This is a genomic window from Mesorhizobium sp. ISC15, from assembly GCF_037162615.1.
Taxonomy (GTDB): Bacteria; Pseudomonadota; Alphaproteobacteria; order Rhizobiales; family Rhizobiaceae; genus Mesorhizobium; species Mesorhizobium mediterraneum.
The window spans coordinates 1,303,236-1,323,690 of record NZ_JAVSPX010000001.1 but is presented as its reverse complement, the minus strand read 5'-3'; the positions used below and the strand labels follow the sequence as shown (position 1 = coordinate 1,323,690).

The window sequence follows — 20,455 nt, the reverse complement described above, 5'->3', positions numbered from 1 at the left end:
TAGGAGTTGCGCAAGAGATCATCGATTCAGGGTAGCGGGATCGGCTTGTCACTGAGTGTGCGCAAGTATGCGATCAGGTCGACCCGTTCAGTCTCGTCCGGTACACCAGGCGTCTCCATGTAAACGCCCGGCGTGGTGAGCATAGGCCCGAAGAGATATCTGTTCAGATCCTCATACGTCCAGACGCCTTCCCAGCCGAGCAAAGCGTCGGAGTAATGCATTTTTGCCACAGAGGCCTTGTCGCGGCCGACGACGCTCCACAGGTTAGGTCCCGCTTTGATCGCTCCCTGTGGCGCGGCATTGTGACAACCGGCACACACGCTGGTGAAGTAGGTTCGGCCTTTCTCGACATCGGCAGCAGCCAACTTCATCGAGATGGGAGCTGGTGTTGGCAAGACAACGCCGTGCGATATGAGATAGTCAGCGACTTCGCGTTGCCTCTTGAATTTTGCCAGATGGAGCGGCGTCTTGCCGTCCTTTGTCTTCGCATTCACGTCCGCGCCGGCCTCGACCAGTGCCTTCACGCAGTCGAAACAACCGAGATTGACCGCGATGTGGATAGCGTTTTCGCGGCTGCGCTTCGAATTTGGATTTGCGCCCCCGTCCAGCAACAGATTGATCAAATCGATCCTGCGTTTTGCCAAAGCCGGCATGAGGGCAGGACCCAAAGCCGGCGTTGGGGCGGCGTTGACGTCGGCACCGCGTTCAATGAGCATTTTTGCCGCCGCAAAATGCCCGCCCCTGACCGCAAGATAGAGTGGTGTCGCTTGCCCATTGCTCTCATCAACGCCGGCACCTGCGTCGAGCGCTGCCATAATCGCCGCGACATCACCCTCTTTCGCGGCGTCGTGAATGGCGGCGGCGTGAGATACAATCGGGATGTGTACAAGCAGTAGCGGAATGAAAAGCAAGAACCCGCGCATTTCGCATCTCCCAAGGCAAGCCCGAGGACCCGGCACGATTTCAAGACGGCAAAGTCTACCTCAAAATCCCTGATCGTGACAGCGCCATCGATGGCTCAATGAATGGTGAAAGAATGAAAGTTTTCAGGAAGACCGGCTATGTCCTTACTGGCCGGGCCGTAAGGTCCCATCCGGGGTCAACTTGCGCGGTCGCGCGAGTGACCGTGGATGACTGGAATGGGTCGTACTCGGTCGTTCAGATTAATTGGGTTTTGACCCGTCCTTGACAGTTGCCAAGCCGGCGCCAGAATCCCGGCTATGCGATGGCCGCTAGGGTGAGTGTACGGTCTAACTCGAACGCTATCTGGCGCATTGTGGGAAGGTGGGGAAGCGGACGGATAGGAGAGTACCCTGGCTTTCCGCCCTGGTTCATCATAACTGTCATTTCATCAATGTTTTCGAACCACAATGAATGGCGGGAGAATTCGACGTAGGCTTCATCCGTCAACTGTGGATCAACGTGCCCGCCTCCATCTTGGTTTCGCAACGAAAAGACCAGCCGTCGCCGGTTCATTGACTGTCCACTCGGAGAGCGAAATACAAGTTCCTTCTCCCACCACTCGTGAAATTGTATTTTTTTCTCCGGCCTCGGACCTTGGTCAAGCGTCGGAGCCCAACCGCTTTTTGCACCCCCAGTAACTATCAATACTGCCAAGGGCTGCGGCAGGTAGTCGAGGGGGTGGGCCGGGTTCAATGGAGCAGCATAGCTTGAGAACCTAAGCCCCGCGCGGAGCTTGAGCTGCGTCAGCAAGCACTGTTGCTGCGATCCGTCGTGCACCATCATAAAGACCGATGTGGCAAGTCTCGCCGCTTCCGCATGGTGGCCCTGGTCGTAAGCAGAGCAAGATGCTCGCATAAAAGCGACCTGGTCCGTCAGGGCCTGCTCTAACTCCTCGCGCGGACGGGTCCACCCAGTTTTGTTTTTTGGCGTCCTCGACATCAGCGAATGCTTAAAGGCAAACCTTCGTCGGCGCGAGAGGTCGAGAGCTAGCATATCAACTTTTCTCCCGGAATCGCGCGCCCTTGACGATTGCCAAGCGGGTGCCAGATGGCTCCGAAGAGATGAAGCGGGTCAGAACTGACAACCTCGGGACCGGCCACCGAGGCAAGCCGCACGCCGGCCCCGTAGACGACGAATCGAAACATTTCATCCACTGCCCGGTCTGCGGGCAGACATTCGACGCGCGCGACCTGGGGCAGGTGTTTGAACATGCCGAGCCGGAGCACCAGCCGATTCCTGCAGAACAATAAGCCGCTCATCCAACGCGGAACATTAGTAGCTACTAACGGTTATCTGGGACCAGTGGGCTACCCCCCGCTTAGCCCAGCCCGCTGCAGATCGGGTGCTGCAACCCGGTCGGCCCGCGCTCGGAGGAGGAGCGCGGGTTCTTTTCTTGGCAACCCTATTCCTCGTCACCAAAACCCAGCAGCGTTGCATGGCGTATGTGGCTGTGGTCGCCGCGGAGATGCTTGACGCGCAGCTTTACGCCAGGCCCGACCCACTGCGTTGCAGGCCGTTTCTTCATGCCCTCCGGCGGCGGCGCGGCGTGTTCCCGGACCCGCTTCAAAAGCCGCTCCTTCATGTCGCGGCCCAAGGTGATGAATGCAGAGCCGACATACCTGCCGGTTCCTGGCTGTCCCAAAAGGGCGAAGGCTGCCTTGCCAGGCTCGCGCTCGACGCCCAGCAGTTCGAATTCGTCGACCGTGAAGCTCTTGGTCTTCAGCCAGTTCGAGGTCGGGCCGCTGCGATATTTGCTGTCGGGACGCTTCGATACAATCCCCTCAAGCTCGACCTGCTCGACGAGATAGAAGATCGATTTGGCGTCGCCAGGCATAGCCTCGCTGAACTGGATCCGGCTGTTTGGCTTGATGATGCCGGAGAGAATTTCGCGACGCGACTCGCAGCCGATGTCGCGCAGATCCTGGCCGTTCAGGTGCAGAATGTCGAAGGCGCAGAGATACATGGCATAGGGATTGTTGTGGACCGCATTCTGGAGCGCATTGAAGTCGGGCATGCCGGCAATGTTGGTGACGAGCGCCTCGCCGTCGATGATGGCGTTCTCGACGGCGAGCTCCCTCGCGGCCTCCACGATGCCCAGATATTTGCGCGTCCAGTCCTTGCCGGTTTTGGTAAAGACGCGAATATCCTCGGGGCTGTTGATGACCACCTGGGCACGGTAGCCATCGAGCTTGATCTCATGAATCCAGTTGTCACCCTCGGGCGGCTTGGCCACCAACTTAGGCTCCATCGGGGGGATGAACCGCAGCCGGCCGGTAACGGTACTTACAATTTTACGCACTCATGTGATTCTAGGCGGCAGCCTTATATTAGCTAGTGCGAATGGACGAAATTCCGCAGGCTGCGGCAACAAAACCGCGTTTCCGGCGTTGCCATCGATCCGAAGCTCACCAAGAGCACCACATGGCCGACGACAAGACCAAGCGAGATTTCCGGGACCGCAACCGTGTCTCTGCCGATGAAAATTACGAGGTGGAGTATTTTGCCCTAGAGATGGGGATCACGCCGGACCAGGTCCGCGATCTGATCAGGACGATCGGCAACAATCGGGCTGCCCTGACACAACCTGCGAGGGCGCTCAAGGCGCAGAAATGAGATACCGGACCAACAACGAAGGCACGGGCTTCAAGGGCAGAGATCACGACCAGCCAATCAAGCCCGAGGCGGAGCATTTCGAACATTGTCCAGTGTGCGGACAAGATTTCGACATGCGCGATCTTGGCCAGGTCCTTCATCACGCGAAACCAGAGCATCAACCGCTGCAGCCTGTGAATTGAAAGAGTGCGGCATCTTGCGCATGAGCGCGGGCCCTACTGATGCCGCGCGAGCCGGTCCATGGGTGCGTTTGCTTCGGCCAGACTAGCCAGCGCTTGCTCGACTTTTTGAGCCGAGGCGTCAGTGCGCTTGATGTGCCGGATCATTTGGTGCCTCAGCCGCACAAGCCTTGCGGCGCGATATACGTCGCCGTATCTCGCAGTTTCAAGGTGGAGGGTCGCGAGTCTCATGGGCGACGATTCCGATTATCTAGCAGTAGAATTCGCGAATCCGCCTTTCGTTCCGATGTCCGACCTTGGCTCGCAAAGGGCCGGCCGGACGGCCACGACGAATGAGCCGCATCCCTGCCAAAAGAGATCGTCCGCTGATGCTGCTCAGTCGACCGCCGGTCCAACCAGACGGTAGCGGAAGTGATTGCGGATGTGCTCGTTGAAGTAGCGGCCCTTGGCAAAGGCGGCTTTGAACGCGGCAAAGGTCTCCGGCGGCACGCCCTCAAACTCGTACCGTTTGCCGCTGGCCACGAACCACACCAAAGGACTTTGCGCTCCGGATCGTATTCCGTGTTGCGTATCGAGGTGGACGGCATGGGACGGTCGCTCGATTAAAAGCTGTCAACGATTACAAGCCCGCCACGTTCCTTTTTGTTGGGGCGCCCAAAATGGGACGATCGCGCGTCATCCCTGCGCGACGCGCGCCTGCTAGGACCGGGGGCCCCAATCGCCCTAACCGAACGGAAAACCAGCCCGGCAGCAATTCCGTGGAACCTTTCAAAGCCGCATGCCTTGTCCGTTCTTCATGGAAGGAGATGCGAAATGAGCCTTGACATAGGAAAAGTCGCCATAGCCTTGCTTGGCCTGCTTGCCTACAAGAACAGGGACAAGATCGGCGAGTTAATCGCCGGTAGGAACTCGTCAGATCCCAAAAGCGCTGGCTCCCCCGGCGGGCTCGGCGATATCCTGGACCGCCTCCGGAATGCGGGGGCGGGTGATCAAGTTGATTCTTGGGTCAGTACAGGATCAAATCGCCCCGTTCAGCGCGACCAGGTCGAGAAAGCGATCGACCCGCAAACGTTGAGCGATCTCGCTGAGCAAACCGGATTGTCCCGCGACGAACTTCTCGAACGGCTCACAAGAGAACTGCCCGACGCAGTGGACAAGCTTACTCCCGACGGCCAAATGCCTGTGAGCAACGGTCCAAATCTCCTCGACGAGGTACCAGGAGGTAGCCGCATTTAGCGCCAAGCTGAAAATGAAGCCCGCGCCCCACGGGGTCAAGGACGCGGGCTGATCGGGAAATCCGATCGCACAGCATTGGCTGCGAGAACATGCTGCAGCAGCCGAACTTTCGCTCAAGCCAAGTTGTTCCATACCGAAAAAAATCTCACCGCACCTTTTGGCACGGCGGGCGAGACACCTTTGTCGTTCACGTCAGTCAATGTGCTCGGGCAAGTCCTTCAGCTGGTCGGTGGTCATTTGCGTGATGGCATGCACATTGCCGTCTTCGTCCCGCATAAAATCGAGCTGACTGGCATAAAGCGCCACGCGCTTTGAGCCGATTCCGAGGAAGCCGCCAACATCGAAAACGACCTGGGCGTCGTCCCCGGTTCCATGGATGTGGTCTACCGAACTGATTTCTTCATCATCGCGACCGTAGATGGTCGCTCCTTCAATCAAATCAGCGCGCAGTTCCGCATTCGTAAGCCGTACATGATTGGTGTGGTCCATAGTGGGGTGTCCTCTCATTTGGTCTGAGATAACCCCCCGACCGGCCAACCGTTCCGAACGATATTTGCGGCTCTATGGAGAGCAACAGATGCCTACGCTGGTGAAGCTGCGTGAGACTATAGCTGCGACCTTCAATGGCAGCACCAGCCGCAGTCTCGCGCTTAGCGTACTACAGCCGACGAGGTTGCGATCGCGTCGATCGCCAGTCCTACTCGTATCGGTGGCTTCTGTGCGGCGGCTGCAGCCTTCCGGCTAACCCGATGAACGCCAACGGGCATGCCTAGAGCCGAAGTAACTGATATTTAGGTTTTTGGCGCGCCGCATCGCCCTTTGAGAATTGCAATCTCGGTTTCGTGGTCCCCGCCCGACATCGAGGAAACCGGCACGCCTATGAGAAAAACGCCCAAAGCGTCCCCGGTCGCAGCTTTATTTTGCTGATTTGATACGATAGCCAAACGCTCTTTGTCAGCCTGTGTGCAGGGGCCGGCATTCGGAACTCCTGCGATCTTGTCAGGCGGCGTGGCGCACGCCACCAATCCAGCTAGCGTTGAAATCGTCAAAGCAAATCGCTTCACAGTCCCCACCCCTTTTTACAGCCCGGCGGCAACATCGCGTAGTGGAAGACTGCGCGCAAGCTCGCTCGTCGACAGATTCGACAACAAAGTGCAGAAGGTCCATGATCCCATCTGGTGTCGGGGGATACCTTCATGCATTGGCGTTTGTATTTCGCCGCCCTATCAGCGGTTCTTATTTCGGTGACGCTGCGTTCGGCCGGAAGCCGCTCAGGCGGCGCGATGTGATGATGGGCCACAGGTCTCGCTACGATAATCGGTCCGACCAGTGGCGGAAGCGCAGCGGGCCAAAGCGGCATCATCGGCGCTGGTTGTCGGGCGTGCCTATGCGGCTGGTTTTCGTGACCGTGGCCGCAGCTTCAGCTTTGGCAACGCAATTCGCCCTGCAACACACAGGATCGCTGCCTGAGATCAATCTACAGAATTTGACCAAGCCGGCCCCGGCCCCGATCTCTGGGGTGGCTTCGGTCATCGACGGCGACACAATTGAAATCCATGGGCAGCGCATCCGCTTCAATGGCATCGACGCGCCCGAGAGCCAGCAATACTGCAACGACGCCAAAGGTTTCGAATATCCGTGCGGGCACCTTTCCGCCGAAGCACTGGACGGCTTCCTGTCGGCGTCAAAGCCGGTCCAATGCACTTTCGTCACGTGGGATAGCTATGACCGCTATGTTGGCGACTGCCGGCGCGCGGACGGCTCCAGTGTCGCCGCCTGGATGGTCAAGCATGGCCAAGCGCTCGATTGGCCGAAATACAGCAAAGGTGCCTATGCAGGGCAGCAAGCTAAGGCGAAAGCGTCGAAGGCCGGTCTTTGGGTAGGTACGTTTCAATTTCCGTGGGACTGGCGAGCGCAGCATAGCTACGACTCGCAAGCGACGCCGGCACCTCTTCTTGCGACCGGCAACGGCAACTCAGATTGCAACATCAAAGGCAACATTTCAGCGGATGGCGAGCACATCTATCACGTGCCTGGCCAAAAGTATTACAGCGTCACCAAAATCACTGAAGCCAAGGGCGAACGATGGTTCTGCTCCGAGGCAGAAGCCGTTGCCGCCGGTTGGCGACAATCAAAGCGATAGCTGTATACGGAGGACCGCTCCGCTTTTTCACGCAGATTTTTTCTCATTCCTTCGCAGGCGTCTAACCGAGGTTGGCTAGCCAGAATTGCTCGGCGGCCCCTTACGAACATATTGCGAACGGCCAACTACACGCTCCTGAATGGCACAAACGTGGTCAAAAGCTGCCAAATGCCTTCGCGCGACTATAACTCATGGAGAAGATCGATTGGTCTTCGAGAGGTCTCCCTCAGCTCATTGCTCAGGCATCGTTGGCCTGCCGCCACCATCGTATGCTTGGACGACCTCATCCCTACCGTTCTCCGTCGTGATCTGGCGACCTTCGACACATCGATGCTTGAGGTGCTTGACCTTGGGAGAATCGAAATAGACCGCCTCGTCGCGATCGAACGTGATGAACCAACCCGAGTGCTTGCCCGCATATGCGCGGATTGAACGAACCAGGTTGGAGACGCACGCGGCTGTTTCACCCGAATATCCACGTCGGATAGCGACCTCCGCAGCACGATCATATTTCTCCAGGGGAATGCGGACGCCGTCCTCTGCCAAGGAGCTGCGTGCCATCGTCGCGATCGAGATCAGCAATGCCAACTCGAGCTTGCCTGCTCTGGCGGTCGTTCGATGATGCGATCTATCAAGCGCCATCAATAGTAGTACCGCTTGTTCCGGAATAGATACATCAGGATGTAGACCGGTAGCCAAAGCCCACCGGTCACGATCACCAGCAGAATGTGAAGCCAGTGGGGGAACCGCTTGACCGGCCCACCAAATCCAGATGCCGCTGCTGCTGCTCCTCCGCCGGCATTCATAAACACCTGAGGGGCGTTCCGTTGGCTCTTTAGAAGCTCGATTTCGCGCATTTGCGGGTCGAGGATCTCCCCACAGTGCTTGCACTTCTTGGACTTCGGATTGATCGGCTCCGAGCAATACGGACAGTCGATCGTGCTGATTGGTGCGGCTGTTTCTTCCACGTGGTCCCCCCAACTTACTCCGAAATCATCGTCCTATAATACGTGGTTTCAGACAAGTGCAAATGATTGCTTCCTGGGGATGGAAGTCCAGTCATTGGTCGCTTGGAATCTAAGGCAGCTGAGGGTCAAGCGAGGCATCTCTCAGGACGATCTCGCCTATAGTTCCGGGGTTGAGCGGGCATACGTGGGCCATCTGGAGCGTGGGGTGCGGAACCCGACTATTATAACTTTAGAAAAGATCGCGAAGGCCCTCGATGTTCACATCGCCCAGCTGTTTCGGGAGCCTGAGCCTAGTGAAGGGGTTCCTGCGACTTTGAAGGCTGGGAGAAAGAAGAGCGCCTAGCATGAAGCTATCCCGCTTTTTCGAACGGGATAGGTCTTCTTTCATAATCTCCTCAGCGGCCCTTCTTGAACCTTGCTCGAACCTGCTCGGACACAGACGCGAGTTGGCTGTCGAATGTCCCGTCGACAGCGGCTTCTCGGGCCTTCTGAAGCGCATCAACCACGCCCGCCATATCGGAGCACGCAATCGCATGCTTGCCCTTTGCAAGCTCCAGGGGAATCTTGCCGTACTTAATTGCCAGCGTGGGCTTACCGCCCATGTCGATCGTCCACCAGCGACCACGGAACTTGCGACCTTGGTTCTCAGGTTCGGCCATATACAGCTGATGGTCGATCTGCATGACCAGTCTTTGCCGACGCTTGGATGCGGGGTCCGATGCGTCCTGCTTCGGGGTTGCGACCAGCTTCAATCCTTCGAATGCCATTGTGATCTCCTTCCTTGTTGATCGACAACGGCATCCGGCAGAACGACCGAGAAGGTCAACAATGGCTGAACGAACCAGTCACTTCACTATCTGGAATGGAGGGAAGTTACACGCAATGATAGTAAGATGGTCATTTATGAAAAATAAAGAAATCCGTAAAAGTTATATATGGGTGTGGGAGGAGTAACAATTACGGAAAACCAAACTTCATCCCGAAGGGATGTCGTTATAATATTCAACGTAAATTCGAATTCAATAGGAATTCCGACATCCAAGAGAAACTTTACTTTCAAAGGGAAACTTGCTGTTGACGGACCGTTTGTCAGGGTGGACGGTGTTATCAGTGAAAGATGGGAAGGAATTGCGTAGCCTGAAATTCGACGGTCCTAAGAACTGGCTGGCTGGATGATGGCGAAGTAATTCGTTTCCAACTTTTGCTGATCGAGGAACAGGTCGATGTCCAGTTCTGGAAAATGCTCCTGCTTGAGTTGGTTGAGAGCCAATACGACCCGGTCTGTCGGCGGTGTTTTGTACGGAATGAAGTCACTCCTCTTTGCATTTTCGACATCATCGACCGAGCACGGAATTTCGACTCCTTCAAGGATCTCAACCAGAGTCTTGTGCCGGATTTTTCCAGTCCGCAGAAGGATAGCGTCGAACCCTGCCTGCTGATGACAGAATGCCCTTGTGATATCCCTTCGCAATCGTAGAAGATCGGCGTTTTCAGACTTTCTCATATAGGTTTGTGTTGATGGGTTGGATTTCCTATTCGTCTCTAAATAATCGAGAAAACTGCTTAAATCCGTGCCGGATTTAAGCAGCCTGAAAGGCTGGCGATCCATTTCTGCCACGCATCCCTTATCCCAAGAAATTCCTCGAGGCTGTCCAACGGTTCGGATTGGAATGATAGGTGTGTGTAATTTTTGCCGTTGAATTCGACTGTGCGATCCTGAGGGTCAACCGGACGTCGTTTCCAGTCGAACTCCATCGACAGCCGTTTGGTGATCGAGCGATAGACGAAGTCCGATCCGTAGCGAATCGTGTCCTTCAGACCGATTCCGGATGTGTATTGCTGGGTCTCGCCGGGAGCTCGGTTGAAGAAAAGTTCGACGATACGGGTATTTTCTTCCTCGTCTGTTAGGTCCCGCTGGGCTTTGATACCGCCCTTCTGAATGACGATATTGCCCTTTTCCCCATCGCCAAGCTTTAGCGTTGCTGAACCCCTGGTGCGCCATCCCAGTGGTTGTCGGATCGTGTGCTTAACCTCCAACGGCTGATCGTCCTGGACCAAGCGGCTTCTTGCGGTGCGGAAGGACTGAAACAGGAGGCCGCTTGTCGCGTCTGCAATTTCCCCATCGCTGGCATGTGACAGGAACCCGTCGGTGGTTACGCTGAACACCTGCACACTGATGGGAAACCGGTTGAGAATCTCACCGAGCACGGCACGTGTGTACGATGTGATGAACGATGCAAAGAATGGTTGGGTCAACGTGCTTTCGGGTAGCTCAACCATGTCATCATCACGCAGGTCGTACACCCGCTTCTTGCGAAGACCCTGGGCGGTTTTGCCGTATGTGCTATTACCGACTTCCTTCCAGAAAAGCTCCTCGAACGTTTTCTTTTTGTACGCTGACCGTTTGACAATGCAGTCGGCAATGAACCTGCTGAATATTCCGGTATCGGGTTCGACCGGAACCTTGATCGATCTCCTCAGGATCAACTGCGCTCCTAGCTGTTTGGCAAGGATCAGTTCTGGCGCAGCACAATAGGATCGCCCTTTTCGGGGAAAAATGATCCCATTTGGTGACCTTACAGGAAGCGTGGGAAAGCGGACCGTTTCGGGAAACTCGAAATCAACTGACACGAATGCCAGATCCAGCGCATCGATCTCGTCAATGTTCTCGACCCTATGAATCTGCTGCCAAACAGGCTTCCCTATCAGTGACATTGCCGTGGTGTATGCGGAGCTAAGGTCGTGATCCCGCCATATATGCTCGTCGCATATGCCAAAGAGGAACTGTTCGTTCCGGCCGCCATGATAGGTTTCGGTGACGAAATCCAACTCGAAATGCACGTCTTCCAAGTAGGGATTGACCGTCTCTATGACGGAATACCCTCTTTTTTTGTCGAAACGGGGCTGTGTCTTTTCCTCCTTACCCAGGACTTCATTTGGTTCCCATCCCTGATTTTCCCAGTCGGAAATCACCAGTTTTAAACCGAATGACGTGAGGGTCAGCGACATTTTGAATTGATTGAACAGCGTATCGTATTGCCTGATCACCCGCTCTGCGTATTCGGTGCAGATCTCCGCGTCTCGAATCGCGTAATCTCGGAAAACTGGCCAGTTTTCTTCCCGAAACTGCTTCATATTCTCTTTGATTTGCCGTTCTGAAGCCCGATCCTTGTGCAGTTCGATCTTTTCCATCCCAAGCATATCGCCGATGTCCGCCAGTTTTTTGGCATTCGCTGGCGCCAGTAGGATCGTATCTCTGAGCCTGATCCGGAAGCTTTCGATCTCGTTTCCGTCGTGATCCTCGATCGTCATTGGGATGAAATTCTCGATCGATACGAACGTGTTGCGGACATTGCTCAATGACCGTTTGGCTTCACCGCGGAACTCATGGAACATTGGCAGATCGGCACGGGTGAAGTGCCCGACCAGATAGATGTCGGTGGGGACCTTTACGTCAGGGCATTCCTTGATCAGCGAGCCAATTGCTGCGGCGACAAAATCCAGCAGGAGCCATCTCTGGTCGTTTCTTCCCGGGATGATGATCCCGCTGCATTGAGGTGCCGGCTGCAACGGATCCTTGGAGATCAGCTTCGTGCAGAACTGATAGGAGAGAATTTCGTTCTTGGCATCCTGGGCCTCGTCTTTGGTTGGCCCAATTGGATCGCGCGACTGATACTCGCTGTCGAACCCAATTATCAGATGAGAGGTTGGTGGCGCTTTCTTCTGGCCACCCTTGCGCTTGGGTCGAGGGAGGATGTTTTCAGGTGGGATAAAAACTGTAACGGGCAGATCGTTTGGATCGATCGTGGTGAAATATGTTTGCTCGTTAGCTGTGCCGGACCCACTGCGGCGGGTTACCGGCGACCTGGCTTCGTCTCGCTCTATGCGTCTTAGCTCTTGCTGGTTTGCCTCCGCATGGGCAACACCTTCATCGAACATTTCCATATCGTGTCCCCTAATGTTGATCGAAAAGCACATGCCGAAGGCCTCGCCCAAAGGGCGAGGCTCGGTCGGTTTCGAACTTAGGGGTTATGCGGCCTTCAGATCCTCGACGACTGGCCCGGCCGACGGCTGATCGTCGTTTGCTTTGCGGCGGTCGACGGCACGTGAATGGGGATCTGCGTTGTTGGAGGGACGTATTGTCGTCTTGTGAAACGATCGAACCACTGGCGGCCCATCCGTCCCGTATAACACCTGCATGTCCGGCAAAGCTGCCAGCGCCTTAAGCGTTTGGCTCGGCTCTTCCACATTATGGAAAAGCTGCTCGGCCTGCATGCGGTCGATCACGAAGTCATGCTTTGGATAGTCGGTTGTCAGTTTCTGAACCGTACCATCTTTCGCGTTTTCGGAGACTTCTGCAAGCAGCAGGCCATACTTGATTCCTTCCTCGTCCTCGCGACGATGTTTGCCCAGCAGTACCGGATCGATCTTGGCAACGAGCGAAGAGACCATGCTGGTAGCCATCATCGCACTGATCTCTGCAGCAAGTTTGAAGCTGATACTGCCCTGGCTCTTTTGAACCAGCCGAATGGTCGAATCTTCGAAGAAATCGAACGAAGCTTCAAACAATGAGTCGAGCGATGCACGGGTACAAAGGCTTGACCCGACCATCCCAATTGCATCCTGCTCAAGCACTTGAGAGTCGATCGGACCGAGCTCCGACATCGAGGTCATCAGAATCATATGCGCACCCAGTGCGACGACCGTGCCTGCGCTTTTGCAGTACGCCGGGACAAAAATCTGAAAGTCTTTGTAGTGGTTTTGGAGGAGGCGAGCTATTTTGAACGCTGCAGAACCTGAGCCGCCTGCTGTGACAAGGATGAGTGTCACTTCTCTGGAATGTACGTTTCCGACGATCTCCTGCGCCAATCGGATGTAGCCGGCCTCTGATATCTCCCCGGCATATAGATAAATGTCTCTCCCGCTCTCCTTGACTGCCTGCTGTGAAATTTTCTCGAGTTGTGACTTTCCCTTTTTAGATACTGCCATGCGCAAATGGACCCTCCGTTGGGCGCCGGCAGAGGTTTCCCTGCCAGCGTTGGGCCTAAATGGGTGCGACAAAATGGCAGCGCAAGTACCCTTGAAAAATAAACTTCATAACCCGGTTTGGCATGGATCTGCTGACGAATAGCCTGCGCCCTGCCTGATGGCTGGGTGCAAGCGAACCACACTGAGACACACACGCCGGGTTGACGGGGGAATTTTTGGGACGTCTGAAATCGACAGGGTGACACCAGGGTCACAGGAAATCCCGATCCTCCGGTCAAACTCAATGCTAAACTCAGCTTTCCATCCTTCAACACGCCGGCACCCTGCGTAGACCATGCCTCAGTTCAGCGTTTTCTCGACGTGAAACGGGCAGCACCCTGAAGTCAGCAGAACCGACCGCGTTGCAGACGTTGAAGACGTCTTTGTGAGCCAATCCTGGATGCCATCGCTCTGATTACTGTAGATGATTGCCTGCAAGACGTAGTCCGGTCTGCAATGTTGACATGGTACCCGGGCCTGCGCACTAAAAGTCCCGGGATGGAGGGGCAAATCATGCGGGGCTCTTTTTCGATACTTTTGGCCGTCATGGCTACCCTGTTTGCTGTCGACAGTCTGAGAGCCGCGACCATCGGAAAATCGGATTCGACGAACTGTGTGATGGGCATCCGCGGCGAGATCGTGCAAGGCGATTTCGAGAAGTTCGTAACCCTCGGGAAAATTCTGTTGCCGGGCAGCGATGGCGAATCCACGAGCGGGAACAGGGTTTGTCTCGACAGCCCAGGAGGGAGCCTTTCCGAAGGCGTCGAATTCGCCAAATACTTCTACCACGACGGGATCGGAACGGTCATCGACGATGGCCAAGAATGCTATTCGGCGTGCGCGATCATGTTCATGATGGGAACGGCCACCGGGGCCGAAGTCTCCTTCGTCAATCGCAAACTGCACGTTGGAGGCAAACTGGGTTTCCATCGCCCCTTCATCGACATTCCGTCCGGCAGCTCGATCGATATTAGTGCGATGCGGTTCGTATACGACGCGGCACTCTCATCAGCTCTCGATCTCATCGCCATCGCGAATTCAAAATCGCCATGGAGCAGCCAGCCGATGATGAAGCCTGATCTCATTCAGGGAATGCTCCAGCACATCGGCAACGACATGCTCATGATCGATACTGTTGACAAGGTTGGCCGCTGGGACATCGAGGTGATCGGAGCGGTAGAATCGTCCCTGCTCTCCGAAGAGCAGGCGTTCTATGCCTGCGAGAATTCGCTGCAATGGCAAAACGGACTGACAGAAGAAGACATCACCTATCCCAAGTTTAGCGAAAGATCGAATGGCAACAGGCGCTCACGCTTCATCAAGGAAGCCGGACAGACGGCATTCATTGTTGAAGGCTTGGCTGCTGGTTACGCCATGGAGGGCTGCGTTATCTGGAAGACGGAGAGCGCACTCCAAGGATGCGGTATCGACGAATATTCCGATGCGCGACTTGGAACAGGCGACTGCGACCAGTCCAATTTCGGGGACCGCAGTGTACGCCTCAAGACGATCTCGGTTTTGAATCCGGCAACGAGGCTGGAGGACCTGCACTCTGGTAAGGCACCGCCATCTGCTCAATCAGGGGCTACTCGCTGCCTCGTTCTCAAAGGCGGCCAGATCATCGACAATGAGCTCTGCCTTATTGTCCACGTCGGCGACGCGGGGGTAGAGGGCCATGCCTCAACCGTTACCCATTTCGTGTGGCCGTCTGGTGGTAAGACCGTTCTTGTTCAATTCGGCGAGTCGTTCGAGATCAACGGCGTCCCGACTTCAAAAAGGACGATCGCCGACCGGGGCGACTGCTATCTGAACAGCGCAACCCAGAACGATTTCTGCGTTCTCGGCACTTCGAACTAGGCTGAAACCTTCGAACTAGCATAGCGTCGAAATCCCTGACCTATGCGAGCGACCAGCACCTATCCACCTGCTCGATTTGCGCCGATCTGGGAAGCGCCGATCGGGATGCGGAGTGGCCTAAAGGGCATATACACCGGGTTCACAGGAGATTCTTAGCTGAAACAGCCTAGGGTGACTAAATCGTTCAATGGAATTTCGCATTTCGCGATCAGACTCGATCCAACATGCCAAAACCCGCCCTTCAGGTCGCCTGCACCCTGCCTGCACCCTGTCTCAGTTCACTGATTTCTCGACCTGGAATGGCAGTACCCTGAAGTCGTCAGCGACTTTTAGCTCGTGATTGTTGTGCACCATGAATTTGGCCATGTACGACGATGCACGACCCTCACCCGTCGAATTTCGATGGTCATGATCCAGCTGCTGGATATCTAGCTCTCGAATCGAAAACCGTTCTTTGATGGATAGCAGTCGTTTTTCGTCGGCTAATATCTTTTGAAATCCATCTCGTGTTTGATTGGTGAAAATCCAGATTGAATGGATGTGAGCATTTTCCAGCTCTCCGATCGATCTCCAGTATCTCGACCCATTCATGTCCAGACAACCGATCGCCAGAGGTTTTAGGTCGTGGAACGAAGGGCGATGGTAGTTCCGTCCGACCAGTTCACGGCATAGGAAATTGTACAGTTCGGTGAACGTATCCATCATTGTTTTGGCACCTGAGCCGTCGATCAGGGCGGAACCTTCTAGCCGCTGTTTGCGACGGCTGTGATTGAACGAGATCGTTATGAAAAACCCGTTCCGTCGTTTGAAGAATGAGGTTGGCTCGAACCTACCTTTGTGAGCTTCGATGAACTCCTCGATCCTGTCATCGAACCAGGATGAATATTGAGACGAGATGGAAGGTTGAGAGGCGTGTGAGTGGCTTTGGAGCATGTGGGTTGGTCTTCTTTCACAGGGATATAGACCCATCGACCTGATGGGCTGAAATGTCGTTTGGATGTTTGAAGGCGTGCGAGGATTGCCGTCGGCACGGCTCAAACACCGATTTGAACTGATAAAAGGGGAACGATCAGGTTCTGAGTGAATGGCGGTTCTATATGTTGCCATCTATTTATGGCTAATCGAAATCGGATCTCGCCAGCCCTCTCGCAATTCGATTAGTCAGCGCGAAAAGTTACCGGCAATTGTCGGGTTATTCCGGTGCGGTCGGAATTGACTCGCCTGCGACCCCAGAGTCAGCCTGGACGCTCTTCGCTCCGAGCTCGAATGTCTCGAACGATATATCAATGAGCCATTCAGGCGACACGAATTCCATGCCGATCCGTGCCAGCAAAGAGTCAGATATACCGGCAAGGCCGCCGTCCCCTGACACGTCGACGCGGACCGGGTAGTTCGGATCCTCTGTGTTGAACGTCGCAATCGCGCCCCTTGCCGCAAAAATTGCGAGCAAGGCGTCGATCTCCATAATCACCAGAATGTAGATATCGCCCTTGATGAAGGCCCAAAGGTGATCCTTGTTCTCGATCGAAAGGACGAAGGGATAGTAAGGAGCCCAATCGCGAAGCGTTTTCCGCTCATTCAGAAGGAACAACCAAGGGCGTTTCAGGCCAAGAGAATTCATAACCTCGTTTATCGCCGATCTGGCCATCACGATGTAAAAAAGGCCTGGCTCAGGTTGCCGCACCGCGTGCCCACAGGAGATCGCCTCGACGATGCAGTGATTGAGTTGGTCTGTGTAGGACCGCTCAGGGGATCTATAAGCCTCGCGGCGCAGGTCTGGGATACCGCGAAGGCCCAAGCTTCTGTCAGTTGAAAAGAAGCCATGGAGCTTTTCGATGCTTCGCTGCTGTTTTTTGCCACGCTGGTTGAGTTTGAGAGAGCTTTTTACTTCAATCAGATACGGGTCCGATGCTCCCATCAGGCACACATCGCCATGTCGGATCGTGTTCGTCAGATCGACCAGAAGTGCCGGAACGCTGTGGGCTAACGCCGCCTCCAGCAGGCTGATCTCCCTTTCCAAGCCATCCTTGCCCGCGATGAAACCCGCATCCTGTTTCGGATTGACGTTGTGGGTGTTGAGGAACGTCTGTTTAAGAGCGAATTTGTCCATATAGAGGAACGCAATCGAATCACCGAAACAGCGCCAGACGAAGGCGCATTGCCGGAACCCATCTATCCGCTTTTCAAGGTAGGTTGCGCTCTTGTTGATGTTATCCGATCCGGCAATTGATTGCTTGAGATCGGCTTTCAGTTCTCTGATGCGTATTTCCGCCCGGATTACTTCACGGAGAAGCAGGAATTGCAATTCCCGGAGGGTCGAGAGGTCGTCAAGATTAGCCCTTAGATTTGTGAGCAGCGAATGCGCTCTGTAAAAGGATGATTTTCGATAACCCAGCATGCTCCATATTAGGGTGGACGCTTAAGGAGTAAGCAACCGCCATCTGGCTTTTTTTTCGCGGTCCAGGCCTGGTTAGGCCTGTTCGCTAATGCACCGACTTTTCCAATGCACGTCCGAATAGCGTTTGCAGGTCCAAGCCACGATCGGTGCCGCTAGGGCTACCCTCGGCATCCACAGTGACCTCAGCGATGAAGTCCGTTGGGTCGTCATTGTTCAGCACAATTTTGCGTGAAATTCCGTCGGCTAGAACGACCGTGAAACTCCGATTGTAGCGCTGACCCTCAACGTTGGACTGATCGATCAATTCCATAATTCGCTGGCGCTCTAACGGACCGGTCCCTGCCTGATCGAAAAGCGCTTCCGCCTTCGCCAGCCGAGGTTTGGTGCCTTCAATATCTAGTCGCAGGTCGATGATGATTTCGCGCAAGCGGCCGGCAAGCATTGTCCTTTGCGCGAACGCGTCGGGACCTTCTGTCTCTTGAAGCTGGTCAATCAAGCGGTGCAGTTCGTCAGGCGAAATCGACTGCTGTTCGCGGATTGCGGACAGCCGTAGCTCGACGTCGGTGATCTGCACGTCAACGCCGGCTAGATCGTTTTCGCATTCTTTCAGTTTTGCCGACACGAAATCGATCGAAATCGCCTGATTTATAAGAGCGTAGCTTCGTTCCCGTTGAACCTCTAACTGATGACGTTTCTCCTTCAGCGAAGTCAGGCGATTGTCCAAGGCGATTGCATCAGATTTCGTGGCCGATGCGGCAAGTGTTTCGCCTAGATCGATCTCCTTGACGTACAGAAAGAACGACCTCTCAAAATCCTGGTAGCGCCATGGGGTTGAAACGCAATCCAGTCCACGTAATGCCTGACTGCATTTCAGGTATGTTCCGCCCCCCGGCCCAAACCCCTTGTTGAGGAAATGCATGGGCGCACCGCAGTACCCGCATTTGGCCAGATGGGTGAACAGGTTGCGCAGCGCTTCTCCCTTCCGCCCCCCGCCTTCTATGCGGCGTTTACCCCTAGCGAATTGCGCTCGAAGAAACAGTTCCTCATCTATGATTTGCGGATAATAGCCAGGAATCGGGTCGCCAAACGGTATCCGTTTTCCATTTTGCTTGGTGTGAGGCTGAAACTCACCCAATACGGCACGCGTCTGAAGGATCTTAGTGACATATGACTGCACCCAGCCGTTCGACCTACCAAAGGCTGGTATGCCCAAATCGTTCAACCGTCTGGTAATGACAAACGACCCTTGGCCGCTTGCGCAGTCTTCGAACATGCGCGCGACTATCCTCGCACGATCCTCGATCACACGAAAACTCTTTCGGTCGTCCGATAACTCCAACCAAGCTGGGCATAGTCCGGTCAGTTTCTTGTCACCGATTGCCCTTCGTTTGGCGCCCCACGCAGCCGACAAACGCTGGCTTTTGATTTCAGATTCCTCGTTTGCACGAGCCATCACAACTATCGACATGATCAGCTGAGCGAATTCAGCTTCACCAGCCTTGTAAAGCTGGTTGTCCGAGAGGGTGACGAGGTTGATTCCGTTCGACGTAATGTCGAAGAATAGAGACACCGAGGCATTCAGTTTTTGGCGTGACAGACGGTCAAACGACTCGACCAGCAAGTAGGAACCTTTTGGAATCCTGCCAGCCTTCACTGCCTCGAGGAACTTGCCTAGCGCACCTGACGAAACGTTGTCGCCCTTGAATGCCGAGACGCCAATGTCCTCTAGCCGAAAGTCCTCGACGATCTGGAGATCGTGATCGTCGGCATATTTCTTCGATCGCTCCGTTTGCCTTCGCAAACTGTCGCCTTTCAGCTGTATGTCGGTCGACATGCGGACGTAGGAATAGGCGAGTGGCTTTGTCAGATGAGATCTCCGATTTTAGACTTTAATACCCTACAATCCATGCCAACCTCCAACCGCCTAAACTGCTTTTAATATAGCACATTATCCTCATGATCGGACCGCCGGGGTCGGGAAAATCGATGCTGGCGCAGCGGTTGCCGTCGATCCTGCCGCCGCTGGCGCCGAGGGAATTGCTCGAAGTCTCGATGATCGCGTCGGTGGCCGGCGAACTCGGTGAGGGAAAACTGACCGACCGGCGGCCATTCCGCGCGCCGCACCATTCTGCCTCGATGGCGGCGATGGTCGGCGGTGGCCTGCGCGTGCGGCCGGGCGAGGCGTCGCTTGCCCATCACGGCGTGCTGTTCCTCGACGAGTTTCCCGAATTCTCGCCGCAGGCGCTCGATGCGCTGCGCCAGCCGCTGGAGACCGGCGACTGCATGATCGCCCGCGCCAATCATCGCGTCACCTATCCGGCGCGCATCCAACTGGTCGCGGCGATGAACCCGTGCCGCTGCGGCATGGCCGGCGAGCCGGGCTATCGCTGCCTACGCGGCGACCGTTGCCGCACCGATTACCAGGCGCGCATTTCGGGCCCGCTGCTCGATCGCATCGATCTCCGGATCGAAGTGCCGGCGGTCTCGGCCAGCGATCTCATCCGGCCGGACCGGGCGGAGAAAAGTGCCGCGGTGGCGCTGCGCGTGGCGCGCGCCCGCACCATCCAGCGAGAGCGTTTCGAGCGGCTCGGCGCGACCTCCGCCACCACCAACGCGCATTGCTCGCCCTCCGTCATCGAGGAGATCGCGATGCCGGATGCATCAGGCCTGGCGCTGCTCAGGGATGCCAGCGAGAAACTCGGCTTTTCCGCGCGGGCCTACCACCGCGTTTTGAAAGTGGCGCGGACGCTGGCCGATCTCGAGGCCAGCGAGACGGTCGGCCGCATCCATCTGGCCGAGGCGATTTCCTACCGCATGAGCTCGGAGCGCATGGCGCAGGCGGCGTGATACAAGGAGAGGCCGAGAACCGGCCCGGGAGATGGGATGCTCGACGCGACCTGGATAAGAAATATGCCACTAGACAGACCAACTCGATCCCCAGCGGTGGCTCTCGCCGTGGGTGCACTTGTCGCCGGTGCTGTCAGCCTTCTCGTCTTATTGCTCATTTGGTTAACCGGCTATGACGCCTGGTGGGTTCGTTCTGCGTGCGTTGGAACGGGCATTTTCTTTG

20 protein-coding genes and 1 pseudogene are annotated in these 20,455 nt (G+C 55.6%); 8 read left to right on the top strand and 13 right to left on the bottom strand.

The genetic code is table 11. The annotated features are described in order from the left end of the window. Nucleotides 1-26: 26 nt before the first annotated feature. The gene (locus RPG13_RS06605) at nt 27-923 is read right to left on the bottom strand and encodes an ankyrin repeat domain-containing protein (protein ID WP_337124677.1); all 897 of its coding nucleotides are present in this window, start codon (nt 921-923) and stop codon (nt 27-29) included. Nucleotides 924-1,985: 1,062 nt separating this feature from the next. On the opposite strand from RPG13_RS06605, the gene RPG13_RS06600 reads away from it, so the two are divergent. Continuing rightward, nucleotides 1,986-2,213: a hypothetical protein gene (locus RPG13_RS06600; protein ID WP_337124676.1), complete on the top strand. Its 228-nt coding sequence runs from the start codon at nt 1,986-1,988 to the stop codon at nt 2,211-2,213. A gap of 152 nt (nt 2,214-2,365) precedes the next feature. Here RPG13_RS06600 and RPG13_RS06595 read toward each other — a convergent pair whose 3' ends face one another. Continuing rightward, the gene (locus RPG13_RS06595; protein ID WP_337124675.1) at nt 2,366-3,196 is read right to left on the bottom strand and encodes an ATP-dependent DNA ligase; all 831 of its coding nucleotides are present in this window, start codon (nt 3,194-3,196) and stop codon (nt 2,366-2,368) included. Nucleotides 3,197-3,384: 188 nt separating this feature from the next. Here RPG13_RS06595 and RPG13_RS06590 point away from each other — a divergent pair, with 188 nt between their 5' ends. Further along, complete coding sequence (locus RPG13_RS06590) at nt 3,385-3,576, top strand: DUF3606 domain-containing protein (protein WP_337124674.1); 192 nt, start codon at nt 3,385-3,387, stop codon at nt 3,574-3,576. Further along, nucleotides 3,573-3,758: a hypothetical protein gene (locus tag RPG13_RS06585; RefSeq protein WP_337124673.1), complete on the top strand. Its 186-nt coding sequence runs from the start codon at nt 3,573-3,575 to the stop codon at nt 3,756-3,758. The genes RPG13_RS06590 and RPG13_RS06585 overlap by 4 nt, the downstream gene beginning before the upstream one ends. Nucleotides 3,759-4,130: 372 nt before the next feature. Here RPG13_RS06585 and RPG13_RS06580 read toward each other — a convergent pair whose 3' ends face one another. Further along, nucleotides 4,131-4,277, bottom strand: coding sequence for a KTSC domain-containing protein (locus RPG13_RS06580; RefSeq protein ID WP_337124672.1), 147 nt, complete (start codon nt 4,275-4,277; stop codon nt 4,131-4,133). A gap of 291 nt (nt 4,278-4,568) precedes the next feature. Between RPG13_RS06580 and RPG13_RS06575 the strand changes: the two genes are divergently transcribed. Further along, nucleotides 4,569-4,991, top strand: coding sequence for a YidB family protein (locus RPG13_RS06575; protein WP_337124671.1), 423 nt, complete (start codon nt 4,569-4,571; stop codon nt 4,989-4,991). A gap of 192 nt (nt 4,992-5,183) precedes the next feature. Here RPG13_RS06575 and RPG13_RS06570 read toward each other — a convergent pair whose 3' ends face one another. Further along, the gene (locus RPG13_RS06570; RefSeq protein WP_337124670.1) at nt 5,184-5,480 is read right to left on the bottom strand and encodes a PRC-barrel domain-containing protein; all 297 of its coding nucleotides are present in this window, start codon (nt 5,478-5,480) and stop codon (nt 5,184-5,186) included. Between the two features lie 712 nt (nt 5,481-6,192). Here RPG13_RS06570 and RPG13_RS06565 point away from each other — a divergent pair. Then, nucleotides 6,193-7,134, top strand: a complete 942-nt coding sequence (locus RPG13_RS06565) for a thermonuclease family protein (RefSeq protein WP_337124669.1) — start codon at nt 6,193-6,195, stop codon at nt 7,132-7,134. Nucleotides 7,135-7,365: 231 nt separating this feature from the next. Here RPG13_RS06565 and RPG13_RS06560 read toward each other — a convergent pair whose 3' ends face one another. Together RPG13_RS06560 and RPG13_RS06555 are read right to left on the bottom strand one after the other, a co-directional pair. Further along, on the bottom strand, nt 7,366-7,722 hold the full coding sequence (locus tag RPG13_RS06560) for a hypothetical protein (protein ID WP_337124668.1): 357 nt from the start codon (nt 7,720-7,722) through the stop codon (nt 7,366-7,368). A gap of 53 nt (nt 7,723-7,775) precedes the next feature. Further along, nucleotides 7,776-8,102 carry a hypothetical protein gene (locus tag RPG13_RS06555; protein ID WP_337124667.1) on the bottom strand — a complete coding sequence of 109 codons (327 nt, stop codon included), beginning with the start codon at nt 8,100-8,102 and terminating at the stop codon, nt 7,776-7,778. 79 nt (nt 8,103-8,181) lie between these two features. Between RPG13_RS06555 and RPG13_RS06550 the strand changes: the two genes are divergently transcribed. Beyond that, nucleotides 8,182-8,445: a helix-turn-helix domain-containing protein gene (locus tag RPG13_RS06550; protein ID WP_337124666.1), complete on the top strand. Its 264-nt coding sequence runs from the start codon at nt 8,182-8,184 to the stop codon at nt 8,443-8,445. Nucleotides 8,446-8,497: 52 nt separating this feature from the next. Here the strand turns inward: RPG13_RS06550 and RPG13_RS06545 are convergent, their stop codons facing one another. The 4 genes from RPG13_RS06545 to RPG13_RS06530 form a co-directional block, all read right to left on the bottom strand. Further along, nucleotides 8,498-8,869: a hypothetical protein gene (locus tag RPG13_RS06545; RefSeq protein ID WP_337124665.1), complete on the bottom strand. Its 372-nt coding sequence runs from the start codon at nt 8,867-8,869 to the stop codon at nt 8,498-8,500. Between the two features lie 386 nt (nt 8,870-9,255). Further along, complete coding sequence (locus RPG13_RS06540) at nt 9,256-9,720, bottom strand: hypothetical protein (protein WP_337124664.1); 465 nt, start codon at nt 9,718-9,720, stop codon at nt 9,256-9,258. Further along, the gene (locus RPG13_RS06535; RefSeq protein WP_337124663.1) at nt 9,666-12,047 is read right to left on the bottom strand and encodes a DNA polymerase; all 2,382 of its coding nucleotides are present in this window, start codon (nt 12,045-12,047) and stop codon (nt 9,666-9,668) included. Before RPG13_RS06535 ends, RPG13_RS06540 begins: the two co-directional genes overlap by 55 nt. A gap of 84 nt (nt 12,048-12,131) precedes the next feature. Next, nucleotides 12,132-13,091, bottom strand: coding sequence for an SDH family Clp fold serine proteinase (locus RPG13_RS06530; RefSeq protein WP_337124662.1), 960 nt, complete (start codon nt 13,089-13,091; stop codon nt 12,132-12,134). Nucleotides 13,092-13,643: 552 nt separating this feature from the next. Here RPG13_RS06530 and RPG13_RS06525 point away from each other — a divergent pair. Beyond that, nucleotides 13,644-14,987, top strand: a complete 1,344-nt coding sequence (locus RPG13_RS06525; protein ID WP_337124661.1) for a hypothetical protein — start codon at nt 13,644-13,646, stop codon at nt 14,985-14,987. A 273-nt stretch (nt 14,988-15,260) separates the two neighbouring features. Here the strand turns inward: RPG13_RS06525 and RPG13_RS06520 are convergent, their stop codons facing one another. The 3 genes from RPG13_RS06520 to RPG13_RS06510 all read right to left on the bottom strand — a co-directional run bounded on the left by RPG13_RS06520 (nt 15,261) and on the right by RPG13_RS06510 (nt 19,252). After that, complete coding sequence (locus tag RPG13_RS06520) at nt 15,261-15,920, bottom strand: hypothetical protein (protein WP_337124660.1); 660 nt, start codon at nt 15,918-15,920, stop codon at nt 15,261-15,263. A 259-nt stretch (nt 15,921-16,179) separates the two neighbouring features. After that, complete coding sequence (locus tag RPG13_RS06515; RefSeq protein ID WP_337124659.1) at nt 16,180-17,385, bottom strand: hypothetical protein; 1,206 nt, start codon at nt 17,383-17,385, stop codon at nt 16,180-16,182. Between the two features lie 85 nt (nt 17,386-17,470). Beyond that, nucleotides 17,471-19,252 (bottom strand): recombinase family protein, encoded by a 1,782-nt coding sequence (locus RPG13_RS06510; RefSeq protein WP_337126989.1) that lies wholly within the window; start codon nt 19,250-19,252, stop codon nt 17,471-17,473. Between the two features lie 77 nt (nt 19,253-19,329). Between RPG13_RS06510 and RPG13_RS06505 the strand changes: the two are divergent. Then, nucleotides 19,330-20,232, top strand: a pseudogene (locus RPG13_RS06505) (YifB family Mg chelatase-like AAA ATPase); the annotation flags it as partial. Nucleotides 20,233-20,455 lie beyond the last annotated feature (223 nt).

What these genes read in the sequence shown, in the direction of transcription:
- RPG13_RS06545 (WP_337124665.1), bottom strand. Translation starts at nt 8,869, where the DNA reads ATGGCATTCGAAGGATTGAAGCTGGTCGCAACCCCGAAGCAGGACGCA.
- RPG13_RS06515 (WP_337124659.1), bottom strand. Translation starts at nt 17,385, where the DNA reads ATGCTGGGTTATCGAAAATCATCCTTTTACAGAGCGCATTCGCTGCTC.
- RPG13_RS06605 (WP_337124677.1), bottom strand. Translation starts at nt 923, where the DNA reads ATGCGCGGGTTCTTGCTTTTCATTCCGCTACTGCTTGTACACATCCCG.
- RPG13_RS06520 (WP_337124660.1), bottom strand. Translation starts at nt 15,920, where the DNA reads ATGCTCCAAAGCCACTCACACGCCTCTCAACCTTCCATCTCGTCTCAA.
- RPG13_RS06585 (WP_337124673.1), top strand. Translation starts at nt 3,573, where the DNA reads ATGAGATACCGGACCAACAACGAAGGCACGGGCTTCAAGGGCAGAGAT.
- RPG13_RS06590 (WP_337124674.1), top strand. Translation starts at nt 3,385, where the DNA reads ATGGCCGACGACAAGACCAAGCGAGATTTCCGGGACCGCAACCGTGTC.
- RPG13_RS06525 (WP_337124661.1), top strand. Translation starts at nt 13,644, where the DNA reads ATGCGGGGCTCTTTTTCGATACTTTTGGCCGTCATGGCTACCCTGTTT.
- RPG13_RS06535 (WP_337124663.1), bottom strand. Translation starts at nt 12,047, where the DNA reads ATGGAAATGTTCGATGAAGGTGTTGCCCATGCGGAGGCAAACCAGCAA.
- RPG13_RS06530 (WP_337124662.1), bottom strand. Translation starts at nt 13,091, where the DNA reads ATGGCAGTATCTAAAAAGGGAAAGTCACAACTCGAGAAAATTTCACAG.
- RPG13_RS06570 (WP_337124670.1), bottom strand. Translation starts at nt 5,480, where the DNA reads ATGGACCACACCAATCATGTACGGCTTACGAATGCGGAACTGCGCGCT.
- RPG13_RS06550 (WP_337124666.1), top strand. Translation starts at nt 8,182, where the DNA reads ATGGAAGTCCAGTCATTGGTCGCTTGGAATCTAAGGCAGCTGAGGGTC.
- RPG13_RS06575 (WP_337124671.1), top strand. Translation starts at nt 4,569, where the DNA reads ATGAGCCTTGACATAGGAAAAGTCGCCATAGCCTTGCTTGGCCTGCTT.